Genomic DNA, 15,826 nt, shown 5'->3' on the forward strand with positions numbered 1-15,826 from the left:
AGCACCGATCATGAGCAAAGAAAAACCAGCAGGATCCGAGAAATTATGGGGCGGCCGCTTTGCCGAGGCAACGGCCCACTCCGTAGAGGCCTTTACTTCTTCGATTCAGTACGATTCACGGCTCTATTCCTATGATATTGCCGGCAGCAAGGCCCATGCCGCCATGCTGAAAAGACAGGGCGTGCTGACTCAGGATGAACTCGATGCCGTTATCGATGGCCTCAGCGCCATTGAAAAAGAGATCGACGGCGGCAGCTTCGTCTTTAAGAGCGAGCTGGAAGATGTTCACATGAATATCGAGAAGGCCCTGGTGGATAAAATCGGACCCGCCGGCGCCAAGCTGCACAGCGCCCGAAGCCGGAACGACCAGATCGCCCTGGACCTGAGGCTCTACCTGCGCGATCAATGCGACCGCTTTGCCGTCCTGCTCACCGATGCCCAAAAAACCTGCGTCTCCCTGGCACGCCACTATCTCGGTGATATTATGCCCGGCTATACCCATTTGCAGCGCGCCCAGCCGGTACTGATCTCTCATCATATGCTGGCCTATTATGAAATGTTCGGCCGCGATCGGCAGCGTATTCTCGATTGCAGAAAGCGCATCAACCTCTCTCCCCTGGGCTGTGCCGCGCTTGCCGGAACAGGGCTGCCCATAGACAGGGAAAGCGTTGCCGAAGAGCTGGGATTCGACGGGGTGACGGCCAACTCCATGGACAGTTCGGGAGATCGGGATTTCGCCATCGAGTTTGTCAGCTGCTGTGCCCTGATCCAGACCCATCTGTCGCGTATTTCCGAGGAGCTGGTGCTCTGGTCCAGCCAGGAGTTTTCCTTTGTCGATATCTCCGATAAATTCTGTACCGGCTCATCGATTATGCCGCAGAAGAAAAATCCGGATATTCCGGAGCTGATTCGCGGCAAAAGCGGCAGGGTTATCGGCAGTCTGATGACGCTCTTCACTCTGCTCAAAGGTCTGCCCCTCACCTATAATCGTGACCTTCAGGAAGACAAGGAACCGGTCTTCGATGCGGTGGACACCGTTTCCGCCTCGCTTTCCATAATGGCTGAGCTGCTCGGCAATCTTCGCTTTAATACCGATAGAATGAAGAAGGCGACTCAGACCGGTTTTATAACGGCAACTGATCTCGCCGATTATCTGGTCATGAAGAATGTGCCGTTCCGTGAAGCTCACGGGATTGTGGGCCGGTCAGTGGCATTTTGCATCGAAAAGGGCTGTGAGCTTGAAGATCTTCAGCTCGATGATTTACAGAAATTTTCACCGGCAATTGGTGAAGATGTCTATGCGGTTCTTTCCGTGGACGGTTCGGTCAACAGCAGGTTATCCACGGGTGGAACAGCTCGGAAGAGGGTAGAGGAAGCTATAGAGAAAGCTGAAAAACAACTAGGAATGGTATAATGAATTTAAGGAAATCAGGTATTGCCGGATCACTTCTGCTGGTTGCTGCTCTTTCATTAAGCGGAGGCTGCGGATATAAAACACCCCCGGTTCCGCCCCAGACCGTGGTGCCGAAGGCTATCGAGGATTTGCGCTACAGCCTGGAAGATGAAGGTGCCCGACTGACCTGGACCTATCCCCAGGAAAAAGTAAATGGCGATAACATCGAAGATATCCTTTCCTTTCAGTTGTACCGAGCAGAGATACCGCTCGATGATTTCTGCAGTACCTGCCCCATCCCCTTCGGCGAGCCTATTGCTGTCGAAGGTGGCGCTCCGGGAGTAGAACAGCGCAACACCGCCGAGTTCTCTTCGGGATTACTGCGTTCCGGCAATAAGTATTTTTTCAAAGTAACTTCAAGAACCAACTGGCTTGCCGAAAGCGAACCTTCCAATATCGTCTCCTTCATCTTTCACACTCCGGCGGCCGCGCCGCAGGACCTGCGCGCCGCTATGGCCGGAAACAACGTGCGCTTAAGCTGGTCACCGGTGAAGACCCTGACTGACGGTGAATCCGCGGATCTGCCGCTCAGGTATCAGGTGCAGAAGAGCACAGATGGACAACAGTACAGCGACATAGGCGCTCTGCAGGAATCGACTACCTATGTCGACAGCGAGGTGGAAAGAGGCAATACCTATTCCTACAGGGTTAAGAGCGCCATGATGCTCGAGGAAACTCCGGTCGAAGGTTCGCTCAGCTCTGCTGTTTCCATAAACGTTACCGATACGGTTCCGCCGCCACAGGTCAGCGGAGTAACCGTAGTTGCCTCCGCCACTAATATCAGGATATTCTGGGACAGTGTCAGCGTTGACGATCTGGCGGGCTACCGGATTTACCGCCGCCTTGCCGACGACAAAGAAAGCAGCAGAATTGGAGAGGTTGGACCTACCCAGACCATCTACACCGATAATGAGATGTCCGGTGGGGACAGGGCGTATTATTCCATCGTTGCCTTTGATCAGGACGGCAATGTCGGGAAGAAATCAGAGGAAGTAACCACCAGGCATTGATTAACGTGGGCCAGTCTTAAACTCAAGCGTTAGACTGAGCCAACGCTGAGCCAATGCAAAATGGAGTAAACTGGATGGAAAACATCTTTCCCATCGCTTTTACCAAGATGAACGGTACCGGCAACGATTTCCTGATCATTGATCACCGGGATGGAGTTATTCCGGTTGATCGGCAGGCGGAATTCGCCGGCAGGGTATGCAGAAGAATGTTTTCCGTGGGAGCTGATGGGCTTATCCTGATCGAGGATTCGGACAAAGCCGATTTTCGCTGGCGCTTCTATAACTCCGATGGCTCCATGCCGGAGATGTGCGGCAATGGCGCCAGGTGTGCGGCCAGATTTGCCTACCGGACCGGCATTGCCGGCAGGAACATGCGCTTTGAAACGCTTGCCGGAATCATTGAAGCGGAGATTTGTGCAGATGAAGATGTCCGTATCCGTATGACCGATCCTTTCGGGCTGCAGGACGATTTCTCTTTAAACATCGGCGGCAGAGAGATGGCGGCATCTTTTGTCAATACCGGAGTTCCGCATGCGGTGCTCTTTGTTGACAACGATGATGCTCCCGTCAGGGAGTGGGGACCGGAAGTTCGTTTTCATCCAATGTTCCAGCCCGACGGCACCAATGCCAATTTCGTCACCATACGCGGACCGGGCGAGATTCTGGCCCGAACCTATGAACGGGGAGTTGAAGATGAAACCAGGGCCTGCGGCACGGGAGCCGTGGCTGCCGCTATCATCGCCTCGATAAAAAAGCATGTCGTATCCCCGGTTGTCGTGGTGACCTCGGGCGGAGACAGGCTGACTATAGAATTTGAATTGAGGAACGGCACCCGCGCTGAAAATGTCTATTTGAAAGGACCGGCGCGTATCGTCTACCGGGGAGAATTGACTGCCGAAGCGCTGCTCTAGCATTCTATCCCAACGTTACCTTGGCAATCAAAGATCACGGAGTTAAACACCAGGTAACTAGATTGCCTTTTATATAAGTAGCATACACCGCCGGCAACAGAACGGCAGAGATAATAAAGAGGTGAAGTATGAAAAAATATAGCGGGGCATTCACAGCGATTGTCACTCCTTTTAAAAATGGCAAAGTCGATGAGCAGGGTTTCATCAACCTGATAGAGTTTCAGATAGCAGCAGGAATTCACGGTCTGGTGCCCTGCGGCACCACCGGTGAATCGGCCACACTGGGCTTCGATGAGCACAAACGCGTCATCGAGATAGCGGTGAAAACAGTTAACGGCAGGGTCCCGGTCATTGCCGGAACCGGCGCCAACAATACCCTGGAGGCGATCGAATTTACCGAGAGTGCCAAAGACTCGGGCGCGGATGCAGTGCTCTCCGTGGCGCCCTACTACAACAAGCCGAACCAGCAGGGAATCTACGAGCATTTTAAAGCAGTGGCAGAAGCCGTCGATATTCCGATGTTTCTCTATAATGTTCCCGGTAGAACGGTGGTCAATATCCTGCCGGAAACAGTCGCCCGACTTGCCGAAATCAAAAACATAATCGGCATCAAGGAAGCCTGTGGGAGCCTCGAGCAGATCAGCGATGTCATTCGCTTCTGCCCTGATGATTTTATCGTACTCTCCGGAGACGACTTTACTTCTATGCCCACCGTTTTCATTGGCGGTCAGGGAGTTATATCCGTTGTTTCCAACCTTGATCCGGCAGGAATGGTGGAAATGATAGAGGCGGCACTGCTTGGACATGTAACCACGGCCTGTTCCCAACATTACCGGCTCTTTCCCCTGATGAAGCTGATGTTCAGGAATCCGAGCCCGGCTCCGGCCAAGAAGGGACTGGAACTCATGGGCAAAATTACGGACAGTACCCCGCGTCTTCCCATTACCCCGGTCGATGAGGAAACCACCAGATTGTTGAAGGAGGCCATGACCTCGCTGGGTATGCTGTAGTAACCCGGAAAATATCATCTCCATTTGGGTGGGATATTTTAACTGAGGGAAAGGGAACAAGGAGAGAAGGCATGACGAACGTAATTATTGCAGGTGCAGCCGGAAAAATGGGCCGGAAAGTCGCGGCCATGGTTGCGGCACATCCGCAACTTGTTTATACCGCCGCCTTTGAGGCTGAAGGCAGCCCGGAAATCGGCAGAGATGCCGGTGAGGCAGCAGGACTCGGCGCCAATGGCGTCATCATCGCCGAAGGATTGGAGGCGGTGATCGGGCAGGGCGATGTGATCATAGACTTTACCTTCCATAAAGCTACCATGGAGTTTGCCCGTCTTGCCGCCCGCCACAACAGGGCCATGGTGATCGGCACCACGGGACTGACCGGGGAAGAGCTGGCGGAGCTCAAGGAACTCGCCCGCAATTTTCCCTGTGTGCAGGCCCCTAATATGTCGATCTGCGTCAATGTTCTCTTTAAGCTGGTCAAGAAAACCGCGGCAATTCTGGGCGATGACTACAATATCGAAATCGTCGAGGCACACCATAATAAGAAAAAAGATGCGCCTAGCGGCACCGCGCTGAAGCTTGGGGAAATGGCGGCCGAGGGAGTCAATCGCAACCTCTCCGAGGTCGGCGTTTATGAACGAAACGGTATTATCGGGGAGCGCAGGTCGGAAGAGATAGGCATACAGAGCATCAGGGCAGCCGATATAGTAGGTGAGCACACTGTTTATTTTGCAGGTCCGGGTGAACGGCTCGAACTGACCCACAGAGCGCACAGCCGTGATCATTTTGCCAAAGGCGCGGCCACCGCAGCCGCCTGGATTGCCGGACGGAAGCCGGGGATATATTCCATGTTTGACGTTCTCGATCTTCATGATCTTTAAAGAGTAATTTTGAAAAAAACGGCGTACATTGGGCTGGGTTCCAACCTCGGAGACGGCCTCCGGACCCTGCAGCAGGCCTGGCGGGAAGTCGGCAATGCTGCAGAAGTATCCTTGATTTCACTCTCTTCCCCCTACCTCTCGGCCCCGGTGGGCATGGAGAGCAGCAATTGGTTTACCAACGCTGTCGGCAGACTGGAAACTTCACTGCCGCCGGAGGAATTGCTCCGTCTTCTTATGGAAGTGGAATCGGCTTTCGGCAGAAGAAGAGACAGCAAGATAGAAGGCTATCAGGATCGCACCCTCGATCTGGACATCCTCTATTTTGGTGAAACAGTGATGCACACCGAGATGCTGACGCTGCCTCACCCCTGTCTTAAAGACCGTCTCTTTGTACTCAAGCCTCTTGCCGAAGTGGCACCCGATTATCACGATCCCGCTGACTGTCTCACTCCCATGGAAAAACTGGAACAGCTGGAGCGACAAATGACGGAAGGACATGTACCCGAGCAGAATATCAGCAGGTCGGAATGGCCCCGGGATGATGTTTAGTACCTTACTCCCCAAAAACGGACAAAAAACAAGAAAAGGAGAATGCATTTGAAATCGTGAAGCTCGATATGCATCCCAAGGTACTTACTTGGCGTTTACCGGCGTTAGAGTCAACTTTTTTGGCTCATCAGACTGAAGCGTACTTTTGCTAAGGCGCACATCATCAGGCTGGCGATGAGCATAAGCATTGGGCTTCCTGGCATCAGCACCAATCTGCCGGATTGCCGCATTCTAACTTTGAAAGAGTAGGTTGGCGGTGAGCCTGGCGAACCCCAACAATTTAAAATTTCTCTGCAACATCATTGATATATATAGCTTTATAATCCGGAAGAACCACTTTTTTGTGGACGACAGAGCCTCGAATATGTTTATCAAAGCCGTAATGTCTGGTAAAGTTGGGGCTGGAGCTGACGATAGAGAGATGAAGCACAGCGCTATTCATCGCGAAGGCGAAAGAAATATACACGGAGTCAGACCGGAATGAGTCCTGTCAAGCTTATTGTAATCGGCATTCTGCTTTATATCGGGTATCTTCTGATAAAAGGAAGTGTCGGAAAATCGAAGAAGAAAAAACAAAATGGCGAGATAAGCAGCTCATCCAATGTTTCGGATGTGCTGGTCGAAGACCCCGTTTGTAAAAAACTTGTCCCCAGGCAGCAGGCAATAACCGCTGAACATGAGGGCAAGACCATATATTTTTGCAGTAAAGAATGCTGCAACACATTTGTAACAGACAAAGGAGCTGAAAAATGAAGTTTTTTATAGATACCGCAAACATTGAAGAAATTACCAAAGGTGTGGAGTTGGGCATGGTTGACGGCGTCACCACCAACCCTTCACTCATTGCCAGAGAGAATAACTCCTTCGAAGAGATTCTCAAGGAGATCTGCAAGATAGTCGATGGTCCTGTAAATGCCGAGGTGGTCAGTCTGGAAGCCGACGGCATGGTGGCCGAAGCAATGGAACTGGTCAAGATTGACGACAAGATCGTTATCAAGGTGCCGATGATCGTTGAAGGACTTAAGGCGGTGAAAAGGCTTGCGGCCGATGGCATAAAAACCAATGTCACCCTGATTTTCTCCTCCGCTCAGGCCCTGCTTGCCGCCAAGGCCGGGGCCAGTTATGTCTCGCCTTTTGTCGGCCGGCTCGACGATATCAGCCAGCAGGGCATGGATCTGGTCGGGGATATTATGACCGTGTATGAGAATTACGGCTATGAGAGCGAGGTTATCGTCGCCAGTGTGAGAAATCCTCTCCATGTCATGGATGCGGCAATGATGGGTGCGCATATAGCCACCATTCCCCTGAAGGTTATCGAACAGCTCGCCAAGCATCCTTTAACCGATAAGGGCATGGAGCAGTTTCTTGCCGATTGGGAGAAGCGCAAGAAGTAGTCGATACGAAAAACACGAAGATTTCTGCACAAGGAAGGGAATGAGAGAGGCGCGATACATCCTGCTTATAATGCTGCTGCTGGCTGTAACCCACCGCAACGGTGAGGCGGCGATGTATCGGTGCACCGACGAAAGAGGCAAGGTAAAATTTACCGATACTCTGGAGTCGGCGGCATGCCGCCCTCTCACGTTCAGTGAGCCGGAGACGGTTTTTTCCCCCGGAGATGGAGGGCACGGAAGCGGCCCGATAAACATTCGTGCCGCAAAATTCGAGGACATCATTCACTACTATGGTGTTCGCTATGATATCGATCCTCACCTGATTCGGGCGGTTATTCGCACCGAATCAGGATTTGACCCCAGAGCGGTATCAAAAAAGGGAGCTCAGGGCCTGATGCAGCTGATGCCTGCGACCGCCAGAGAACTCAAGGTGCTCAACCCCTTTGATCCCAGAGAGAACATCGACGGCGGCACCCGCTATCTCCGCTCCATGTTGAATATTTTCAAACAGGATCTGAGACTCGCCCTGGCCGCCTATAATGCCGGCCCGACTCTGGTAAGAAAGCTGCAGTCGGTCCCCAGTATCCCCGAGACCGTGCAGTATGTCGATCGCGTCCTCAAGTACTATGGCGAGTATAAAAACAGCACGATATAGATAATCCCCTGCTTGGTTCCCGTATAAAAATAAATCTGATTACCCACGAAACTCAGCTAGTTTCATGTGGTCTGTCTTGAAAATTTTACAAAAGCCAATTTCAACTGTCATTCCGCGTATATCTTAATGATTTGACCATAAATTAAGTTTCTTTGGCTCAGTTTCATTGGTAATCAGAAAAAAAATAGCGGCATGAGATTTTGTTTGGGAGCAGTGATTTTCCCAATGAACCACAAAAATTCTTTTTAAATCGCTCATAACATAATCTTTCTTGACTGTAGAGCAGCCTCTATTGTATAAACAACCACATGCCGGAGTGGTGAAACTGGTAGACGCACTGGACTCAAAATCCAGCGGGGTTCGCCCCGTGTCGGTTCGATTCCGACCTCCGGCACCAGAAGATATTCCTAGGACTTCCAATAAAGTCTTTTAAACCCGCAACTGGAAACGGTTTGCGGGTTTTTTCTTGTCTTTACGATACACTTACTTTCATTGCCTTCTTATAAAATCTGTTGCAGATGGAGTACTTTCCAGTGTACCTTTACTTTTTAAAGCGAACTAATGTTTTTTAAAAAGTACCCTTATGGAGAAAGTGTCTATGCCGAAGCTTACAGTGTTGCAGATTAGAAATTTTAAAAACCCCGGTAGGTTAGGTGATGGTATGGGACTTTTTTTTGAACTAACCAATACAGGGATAAAGCGATGGATATACAGATATAAAATTAATGGTAAAAGCGGAAAGTACACCATTGGTCGATATCCTGAAATTTCTTTAGAGCAGGCACGCAAAGCACATATGATGGCCAGGGCACTTGTAAAGCAGGGACAAAATCCAGCTAAAGCGAGGCGAGTTACAAAGCTTAAGAACATCGCTAAAGAGCAGGTTGAAAAAATTGACAGATCAAAATCGTTCGAAAACATCACACTTGAATGGATTGAACAGCAGCGGGAAAGGTGGAGCAGAGATCATACCCTAGCAGTTCTAGCAACGTTGAGAAATGATGTTTTTGTTAGTTTTGGTAGTACTCCTGTAGATGTAATAACTCCACCTGAGGTATTAAAGGTTTTAAGAAAAATCGAAGCACGCGGTTCTCTCGAAATAGCCCGAAAAGTTTTGCAGCGGATGAATGCTGTATTTAGGTATGCCATACAGACGGGAAGAGCTACATATAACCCGGCAGTTGATATGCAGGGAGTATTGAAATCAAAGAGAGTAGAACATATGCCGGCGGTGTTTGATAAGGATCTAGCAAAGCTTCTTAAAGATATAGCTATTAACCAAAATATTCATATCAACACCAAATTGGCTCTTCAGTTTACTGCGCTTACTGCCTGTAGATCTGGAGAGGTAAGGAATGCAAGATGGTCAGAAATTGATCAGAAAAAAGAAGAATTTCATATACCGGCTGAGCGCATGAAAATGAATAGGGCGCATATTGTTCCTTTGTCAAAGCAAGCCCTTGCTGTCATTAATCGGGCCGAGAAGTTATGGGGTACAGATGGTTTAATTTTTCCAAGTGTGAGAGATCAAAAGAAACCAATGTCTGATAATGCAATGTCAAAAGCTCTACGAGATATGGGGTATAAAGGAATAGCGACACCACATGGTTTCAGATCCTCTTTTTCTTCTATGGCATATGAGAGATCCGGTTTCCCAAGTGAAGTTATTGAAAAAAGCCTTGCTCATGAAGAAAAGAACAAAATCAAAGGTGCTTATAACAGAGCTGAGTATTTAGAGCAAAGGCGTCAACTTATGCAGTGGTGGGGCGATCTGTTACAAGCTTTGGAATATGGATCAAGTTTATCGACTGACATAAGGTAATAGAATAAATGAGTTGCCCGAAGTTTGGCAGACTTGAAATACCGTCTACTGATCAACGTCCTGGTTCATATTTGAGTAGTAGTGGGAGCAGTTATTTATGGACTACTTTAAAAAATTTGGGAACCTCTTTAAAAACCCATGGTGTCCAGTTTTTGGGATATCTCCTGGTCAAGGATTGCCATCTTATTATCAATTGGCAGAATCTGGAAAAATAATTGATGAAGCTAGAGGGGTATTAAAAATAGGGAATAGACCTTCAGAAAGAATTAGAAGTAACTATCCAGCAACATCTCAACTCATTAATATAATACGAAGAAATAGCCTCACTCTCTCACCAGAACAGGTTGTAATGTATAGAGATATTTTTAGAGAGGGGCGAAGTATAGGACAATATGCAGCTGAAAAAGATACAGGCGAAGCTCTAGATGGAAGACCAATTCATTTGTTCATTGAGAAAACGTTAGATATAGCAAAAGGTGTATGCTTTAGAAATCTGAACTGTGAGATGGCCAAGATCTACCCAAAAGAATTTGGATACATTTACGACACTACAGAAATTCCTGACTACCAAATATTAGCAATTCTAGCAATCCATGCTGCTTATCGTGAGGCACATGGTTTTGTTATTTATGAACAGAATACAAATCTTACGAAAGCATATGCTCTTTTACGGGCGGCGGACAGTCTTTTACGGGCGGCGGACAGTTTTGCTCATAATGAAAACATTAATAAAATTAGATATAAACTAAAATTAGAGAAAGAAAAAGTTCTAGAATTTAAACCATTAGTCTATACCCACCACAAACAATCTCAAGGACTACAAAAGCATAATAAAAAAGCTAAAAAATTATCTTCGAAGCGCAAAGCCATTTTTTTAAAATGGTATGATCAAATATCAGCTGAAAAAAAGTATTTCAAAAATTCAGAAATAGCTAAGACTATAATTAAACGAATGAAAAATGAAGAATTTTTGAATGAGGATCTTGAGATAGCAAAAACTGTAAATGAAGATGGTGTCCCATCATTTAGCCACCTCCAAAATATTTTTTCTGAACACAGATAAAAAATAGTTTCCCTGGCAATAGCTAGGGAAAAATCAATAGACGATAATGTGTCCTGTAAATTACAAAAAGGCACATTTTTATATAGTGCCTTTTACCTTATTCCTAATCCTAAAGGTGAAAGCATGAACGATCAATCCACTGATCAATCGAAAGAACTTTCCGTTAGTCCTGACATCTTAAACCATCCAGAAAGAATGCTTCGACTACCAGATGTAAAGGCTATGACAGGTTATAGCACGGCATCTATATATGCGAAAATGGCTGAAGGGACATTTCCAGTTGCTCTAAAAATTGGGAGCAGAGCGATAGCGTGGCGTCTGGGAACAATTCTTGATTTTTTAAAAAGTCGTCCTTTGAGTAAGGAGGGCTGAAATGTTGACCGGAATAAAGCCGTCAGAAATACTGTGAAAAATCTTCAGAGTAAGAAGGTGCCACATTGTCTAAATCATTAAGTATGGTTTATTGCGTGAAAAATTTAGGGTTAGTATCGCAATTGACTGCATATTGGAATTAAATAAGAGAATTTAAAAGTTATGAAAGACGCGTATTATTTTCCCCATGATTCTAACGCAAAAGACGACCCCAAGATAGTGCTTTTGATTGAACAGCTCGGTCTAGAGGGTTATGGAATTTATTGGGTATTAATTGAAATACTTCGAGATCAACCTAACTATCGATACCCTTTAACTCTTGTTCCATCAATAGCCAGACGGTATGTAACTACAAAAGAAAAAATTGAGACGGTTGTTATTAATTATGGACTCTTTATCATCGAGAACGACGAGTTCTTTTTGTCTCCCTCCCTTTGCCGAAGAATGGAAGTTATAGACGAGCGAAGGAAGCGATTATCTATGGCTGGTAAGCGCGGAAGAGCGATACAATTACAAACACCTATGGGCCACCCCCAGGCCATGTCCGGGCCACCCCCGGGCAGTAAAGGAAAGAAAAAGAAAGGAAAAGAAAGAAAAGAAAAAAAAGAAAAAAAAGGCACTATTGTCGAGCAAAATATTACTCGACCACACATACCCTACAAAAAAATTGTTTCTTTTCTGAACGAGAAAGCCAACCGGGATTTTAAACACACCACCACCGCTACCAGAATAAAGATTAAAGCCCGTTTCAATGAAGGTTTTACAGAAGAGGACTTCCAAACCGTCATTGAAAACCGGGTGGAACGCTGGGCCGGTGAATCGACCATGGTGCAGTATCTACGCCCGGAAACACTTTTCGGACCGAAGTTTGAAAGCTATCTCCAGGCAGCGGCGGAAGATTCGAAAACTATTGAGCAGCGCGGAATTCATGGACAATGGGATACGACATGTCAGAAAACAAGCCAACATTAAAGCGTCCGCCGTTGGTGACCACACCGCTAACACCGGAAGAAATCGTCGGATACGGTAATTTGGACATATTCAGAAAACATCTGCAAATCTGCTCTTCGGATAGCAACGGGGGGGAATTCCCGGAAAAGCGGCTTAACAAGGAAATTGGCCTTGATAACCGCCGCATGATCGGTGAAACGTACGACAGATTGCGGGACCATGGATTTTCCGCGGGCAGCGTTAAACAGGGAAAAATTATCTGGAAAACAGCCCTTAAAAGTCAAAGCCAGGAAGTAATGGAAAAAGGGCTGGAAGGGTTGCGCGGAAGATCACGCAACGAGTTGGCCAACATTGCCAGGGCTGGATATCGAGAGATAACAAAGCGGGCTGACATGCCAGAGACAACGCCAGCTGACTTGAACTTTGAACAACACAACTCGACAGCATATGCCAGATAAAGCCCTTTCCAGTCGGCAGTTCTGGGCGTCGTTAATCATCCCCGGGATAAAGCCAATTGAAAACAGATCGACCCTTAAAAACTACCTGGGACCGGTTGAAGTTCATGCTGGCCAGAAAGTTGATAAAGAGGAGTTTTTGTGGCTCAAAAAAAAGTTAGGGCGCTTGTTTCACCAGGCAATTAACAGCAATTCAAGTAACCTAACCGGCAGCATGGTTTGCCAGGCGGAAATATACGATTGTGTCGAAAACTCTTGGTCTGTCTGGTTTTCCCGGTCGCACATTTTTCTTTCACAACACCTTTTGCGAATTGCCTTTTACCCATGCCCTGGATTGCTTGGATTTTTAGACAGGTTGGTCTATTTCTTTCCAACTGAGACACTCAAGAATCACTTTTGCTTAGCGATCGAGCATAAATGCAAAGAAATGAGCAAACAGTGCATAACCAGAACTACAAGCATATAAACGCACCGCAAAGGTATATATCAAAATGAGAGATTTAAGACCACTCGACGGCGAAGAAACTAAGAAATTAGAAATCCGTTTTTAGGCTGATGGAGAAAATGCAGCCAGGCCTTTTAAAATTGGTGTCAATACATGCCACCAATACCCGCTCGGTTTGCAATCATCTTGAGTTATGTTGTCGGCAAGGAGAAGGAATTTAAAAATTAGTTTATTGTTTCAGGGCGTTATATAAAAGGAAAAATAGGGGCCAGTGGTGGTCAAACTTATTGAAGCCTAAAATATTTTTCGGGTCCTTTCCAAAGCATTCAACGAGGGTATATTCGACATTGCGAGAATTCTCAATTCATGAAAAATTTTCTAGGGCAACAACAACTTGGTGTTATGGAAGAGCTAGCCAGGCTGTGAACGGTGAATTTTCTGATATTTGGAAACACCTTGCCTCAAGGTATCAATGAGAAGGGAATTGTAGAAGCATATAATGAAGGGTCAATAGTGAATTTTCAAGGAAAAGTTGAAAGTAAACAGGGCAACACAAAATGTTCAGTCTTAATGATCGGTTCTTTTCTGACTGTCTACTGAAACGACCGGATCTCGATCTTCTGGTCTGAAGATTGATTCAGCCTCTAAAAGAAAAAGGTGATTCAACATTATGAATTCATTCAGTTGACTTATTTGATCTTCCTCAATTTCTTTATGCGCTCTTCTATTTCGGAATGCGCCAAAGGTTGCTTTGAATAAATTTGCGCGGTTTGCTGCCTCATTTTTATTTAAATTAGGCCAATACAACACAGATTTTTCACCTAGGAATGATTTTTCAAACAGTTTGCTCCCATGTTCGTCAATATCACAGCGTTTTCGAAGTGTATCTTCAAGTCTTCGATAACCTCTAAGAATTTTGTCACCAGGGTAGTCCCAAAAGGTAATTGCAAGATCAAGAATCCGATGATCAATGATTGCATAAGGAATAACAAAAGGAAATTTTTTTAATAAATCATCTTTATTTAGACCTTTATCTTTAAAATCATAAACATAATCAAACCAGCGTGTCGGTCTAACTGGTTTAGAATTTATTATTTTTTCCAATTCTGATTGTGTAAGGTTTGAATAATTTAATTTTTCAATTGTCTTTTTCCCGACATCATACTCTTCAATTTCAGTCCCATGCTCTTTAAGAATAGATAAAATAACAGCGAACCCTTTCGGACCTTCACCAATATAACCTGAACTAAAGCCAGCCTTGACCACTATAATTTCTTCTTCAATATAAAGAACTAAAGCATGAGAGCTTTGATAGGTTAAAATTAAAACTTTTGATACATGATCTCCGAATTGCAAATGCCTTAAAACTGCATTTATGCAAGATTCTGTTATTCCTTCTACACCTGAGAATTGAATATTCATACTATCACTCATTTATTACGAACAGTCAGTTAACCGAATATCTTCAGCTAATCCGGGCGAAACGAAGTGTAGCGGCGTTAACACTGGTTAGACATTTTGTTCATTTTCTTTTTTTATATCTAATGTTCGACGCCTTCCTTACTTATATATTTTATATAATTTAATAACAGCAGACGAACATCATCTAGTAATAACTCTGGTAATGAATGAGCCAAGTTCAATAATTTACCATTTTGTGATAAATCTATGCGAGGGTTAACAACATTTTGAAGAGCTTCGTTTCTCTCTAATAAAATTCCAGCGTGAACGATTTGTGACCGTATGCTGTATGCATTTTTAATATTATATTCAATACCTTCGTTGCCAAATTCTTTAGAAAAAGATTTTACTTTCTGAGCAATTTTGTAAACTTGCTGATTACAGGTTGGACAAATTTTCGATTCAGTATCTTGTATACTTGCAGCAACCTCAAGGGCACTGATTAATGAGACAATAGCAAGCTCAATATCAATGTTAATTTTTTGATGAACATCAAGTAGTTCTTGATGGCTAGCTGGAATGTAAGTCTTTATGTAATTCTCCGTAATATCAGATGGGTGAGCAACTCTTATTTTCCTATTGTTATAAATAATTTTAAGGCCATTCTGGTATAATGATATTGCTTCAAGGGTTTTATTGTAGATTTCTGATGTTGAATCATAAGTTTTTAGAAATGTGTCTATGGTCTTGAGTTCTTCTGTAAATAGATTTTCTTCTACCTTTATTTTTTCTGGTGGATTTGCTCCACTAAAGATAGGAAGATTGAATGCTAGAGATAATAACTTTTTAATTTCAGTGGTTTTGATGGCAAATTCTTGTTTGCAATCTATCTCGTCAAAGTAAAATGTACCAAGTGTTAAATTCGCTCCATACTCAGTTTTTTCTAGTCTAAAATTAGAGCCATCGTAGCATTGTATTTCATAATATGTTTCTATTTTGGTACTAAAAAAACCGCCTTTCACATGAGATTCACTTTTTATTGATTTTGAAACGCATTTACTAATAAGTTTAGAAATTTCTCCTGATATATCTTCCTTATTCACGTTTATATAAAGGTTATTAATTCTTCCTTTGTATTCATAATCGTATTGAATATGTACTGGGTGTTTTAATCCCAAACTTAGCATTCCCAGATCAACGACATTTTTGCTCCTTACACCCCAATAATTCCAACCATAATTGTCAAAATTTGACCTAAATTGACTCCAAAGGCATCTCAAAAATTGATCAGATTCAAATTGCGTTTTAGAAGCGATAGTAAACTTTAAAATTTCCATTTCATTGTGTCACAAGTTATTCTTTGGTTTCTCAATATCTCCGAAATTGTAAGAATTATCCCGAATTCAGATCAACGAGATAGCTAGAATTCGACCTGATCTCATGAGCAATTTGCA

The 15,826-nt window shown here is 45.1% G+C and carries 16 protein-coding genes and 1 tRNA gene; 15 read left to right on the plus strand and 2 right to left on the minus strand.

What is annotated here, in order from left to right; translation table 11 throughout:
* Positions 1 to 10: 10 nt before the first annotated feature.
* From argH to JWG88_RS07630, 15 genes are all read left to right on the plus strand, one after another.
* Entirely contained in the window at positions 11 to 1,414 is a 1,404-nt protein-coding gene (gene argH, locus JWG88_RS07560; RefSeq protein ID WP_205233093.1) for an argininosuccinate lyase, read from the plus strand.
* A complete protein-coding gene (locus JWG88_RS07565) occupies positions 1,414 to 2,463 on the plus strand; it encodes a fibronectin type III domain-containing protein (protein WP_205233094.1) in 1,050 nt (349 codons plus the stop codon). The genes argH and JWG88_RS07565 overlap by 1 nt, the downstream gene beginning before the upstream one ends.
* Positions 2,464 to 2,537: 74 nt before the next feature.
* On the plus strand, positions 2,538 to 3,374 hold the full coding sequence (gene dapF / locus JWG88_RS07570) for a diaminopimelate epimerase (protein WP_205233095.1): 837 nt from the start codon (positions 2,538 to 2,540) through the stop codon (positions 3,372 to 3,374).
* Positions 3,375 to 3,502: 128 nt separating this feature from the next.
* On the plus strand, positions 3,503 to 4,384 hold the full coding sequence (dapA, locus tag JWG88_RS07575) for a 4-hydroxy-tetrahydrodipicolinate synthase (protein ID WP_205233096.1): 882 nt from the start codon (positions 3,503 to 3,505) through the stop codon (positions 4,382 to 4,384).
* A gap of 71 nt (positions 4,385 to 4,455) precedes the next feature.
* Complete coding sequence (dapB, locus tag JWG88_RS07580; protein ID WP_205233097.1) at positions 4,456 to 5,265, plus strand: 4-hydroxy-tetrahydrodipicolinate reductase; 810 nt, start codon at positions 4,456 to 4,458, stop codon at positions 5,263 to 5,265.
* A 9-nt stretch (positions 5,266 to 5,274) separates the two neighbouring features.
* Positions 5,275 to 5,814 carry a 2-amino-4-hydroxy-6-hydroxymethyldihydropteridine diphosphokinase gene (gene folK / locus JWG88_RS07585; protein WP_205233098.1) on the plus strand — a complete coding sequence of 180 codons (540 nt, stop codon included), beginning with the start codon at positions 5,275 to 5,277 and terminating at the stop codon, positions 5,812 to 5,814.
* Positions 5,815 to 6,294: 480 nt separating this feature from the next.
* Entirely contained in the window at positions 6,295 to 6,567 is a 273-nt protein-coding gene (locus JWG88_RS07590) for a YHS domain-containing protein (protein ID WP_205233099.1), read from the plus strand.
* On the plus strand, positions 6,564 to 7,208 hold the full coding sequence (fsa, locus tag JWG88_RS07595; RefSeq protein WP_205233100.1) for a fructose-6-phosphate aldolase: 645 nt from the start codon (positions 6,564 to 6,566) through the stop codon (positions 7,206 to 7,208). The genes JWG88_RS07590 and fsa overlap by 4 nt, the downstream gene beginning before the upstream one ends.
* Before the next feature lie 40 nt (positions 7,209 to 7,248).
* The gene (locus JWG88_RS07600) at positions 7,249 to 7,863 is read left to right on the plus strand and encodes a transglycosylase SLT domain-containing protein (RefSeq protein WP_240194312.1); all 615 of its coding nucleotides are present in this window, start codon (positions 7,249 to 7,251) and stop codon (positions 7,861 to 7,863) included.
* A gap of 310 nt (positions 7,864 to 8,173) precedes the next feature.
* Positions 8,174 to 8,260: transfer RNA gene (locus JWG88_RS07605), tRNA-Leu, on the plus strand.
* 201 nt (positions 8,261 to 8,461) lie between these two features.
* Positions 8,462 to 9,685, plus strand: coding sequence for a tyrosine-type recombinase/integrase (locus JWG88_RS07610; protein WP_205233101.1), 1,224 nt, complete (start codon positions 8,462 to 8,464; stop codon positions 9,683 to 9,685).
* A gap of 97 nt (positions 9,686 to 9,782) precedes the next feature.
* Positions 9,783 to 10,748: a hypothetical protein gene (locus JWG88_RS07615; RefSeq protein ID WP_205233102.1), complete on the plus strand. Its 966-nt coding sequence runs from the start codon at positions 9,783 to 9,785 to the stop codon at positions 10,746 to 10,748.
* 123 nt (positions 10,749 to 10,871) lie between these two features.
* Complete coding sequence (locus tag JWG88_RS07620; protein WP_205233103.1) at positions 10,872 to 11,120, plus strand: helix-turn-helix transcriptional regulator; 249 nt, start codon at positions 10,872 to 10,874, stop codon at positions 11,118 to 11,120.
* Positions 11,121 to 11,282: 162 nt separating this feature from the next.
* A complete protein-coding gene (locus tag JWG88_RS07625) occupies positions 11,283 to 12,092 on the plus strand; it encodes a conserved phage C-terminal domain-containing protein (RefSeq protein ID WP_205233104.1) in 810 nt (269 codons plus the stop codon).
* On the plus strand, positions 12,068 to 12,529 hold the full coding sequence (locus JWG88_RS07630; protein WP_205233105.1) for a hypothetical protein: 462 nt from the start codon (positions 12,068 to 12,070) through the stop codon (positions 12,527 to 12,529). Before JWG88_RS07625 ends, JWG88_RS07630 begins: the two co-directional genes overlap by 25 nt.
* 1,009 nt (positions 12,530 to 13,538) lie before the next feature.
* Here JWG88_RS07630 and JWG88_RS07635 read toward each other — a convergent pair.
* Together JWG88_RS07635 and JWG88_RS07640 are read right to left on the minus strand one after the other, a co-directional pair.
* Positions 13,539 to 14,393 carry a TIGR02391 family protein gene (locus JWG88_RS07635; RefSeq protein WP_205233106.1) on the minus strand — a complete coding sequence of 285 codons (855 nt, stop codon included), beginning with the start codon at positions 14,391 to 14,393 and terminating at the stop codon, positions 13,539 to 13,541.
* Between the two features lie 119 nt (positions 14,394 to 14,512).
* Positions 14,513 to 15,709: a HEPN domain-containing protein gene (locus JWG88_RS07640; protein ID WP_205233107.1), complete on the minus strand. Its 1,197-nt coding sequence runs from the start codon at positions 15,707 to 15,709 to the stop codon at positions 14,513 to 14,515.
* Positions 15,710 to 15,826: the final 117 nt, after the last annotated feature.

It is taken from the genome of Desulfopila inferna (assembly GCF_016919005.1).
Lineage (GTDB): Bacteria > Desulfobacterota > Desulfobulbia > Desulfobulbales > Desulfocapsaceae > Desulfopila_A > Desulfopila_A inferna.

Bases quoted from the DNA above. Each gene is read 5' to 3' on its own strand.
- fsa (WP_205233100.1), top strand. From the start codon at position 6,564: ATGAAGTTTTTTATAGATACCGCAAACATTGAAGAAATTACCAAAGGT.
- JWG88_RS07640 (WP_205233107.1), bottom strand. From the start codon at position 15,709: ATGGAAATTTTAAAGTTTACTATCGCTTCTAAAACGCAATTTGAATCT.
- argH (WP_205233093.1), top strand. From the start codon at position 11: ATGAGCAAAGAAAAACCAGCAGGATCCGAGAAATTATGGGGCGGCCGC.
- dapB (WP_205233097.1), top strand. From the start codon at position 4,456: ATGACGAACGTAATTATTGCAGGTGCAGCCGGAAAAATGGGCCGGAAA.
- JWG88_RS07615 (WP_205233102.1), top strand. From the start codon at position 9,783: ATGGACTACTTTAAAAAATTTGGGAACCTCTTTAAAAACCCATGGTGT.
- JWG88_RS07610 (WP_205233101.1), top strand. From the start codon at position 8,462: ATGCCGAAGCTTACAGTGTTGCAGATTAGAAATTTTAAAAACCCCGGT.
- dapA (WP_205233096.1), top strand. From the start codon at position 3,503: ATGAAAAAATATAGCGGGGCATTCACAGCGATTGTCACTCCTTTTAAA.
- JWG88_RS07635 (WP_205233106.1), bottom strand. From the start codon at position 14,393: ATGAATATTCAATTCTCAGGTGTAGAAGGAATAACAGAATCTTGCATA.
- JWG88_RS07600 (WP_240194312.1), top strand. From the start codon at position 7,249: ATGAGAGAGGCGCGATACATCCTGCTTATAATGCTGCTGCTGGCTGTA.
- JWG88_RS07620 (WP_205233103.1), top strand. From the start codon at position 10,872: ATGAACGATCAATCCACTGATCAATCGAAAGAACTTTCCGTTAGTCCT.
- JWG88_RS07625 (WP_205233104.1), top strand. From the start codon at position 11,283: ATGAAAGACGCGTATTATTTTCCCCATGATTCTAACGCAAAAGACGAC.
- JWG88_RS07565 (WP_205233094.1), top strand. From the start codon at position 1,414: ATGAATTTAAGGAAATCAGGTATTGCCGGATCACTTCTGCTGGTTGCT.
- JWG88_RS07590 (WP_205233099.1), top strand. From the start codon at position 6,295: ATGAGTCCTGTCAAGCTTATTGTAATCGGCATTCTGCTTTATATCGGG.
- JWG88_RS07630 (WP_205233105.1), top strand. From the start codon at position 12,068: ATGTCAGAAAACAAGCCAACATTAAAGCGTCCGCCGTTGGTGACCACA.
- dapF (WP_205233095.1), top strand. From the start codon at position 2,538: ATGGAAAACATCTTTCCCATCGCTTTTACCAAGATGAACGGTACCGGC.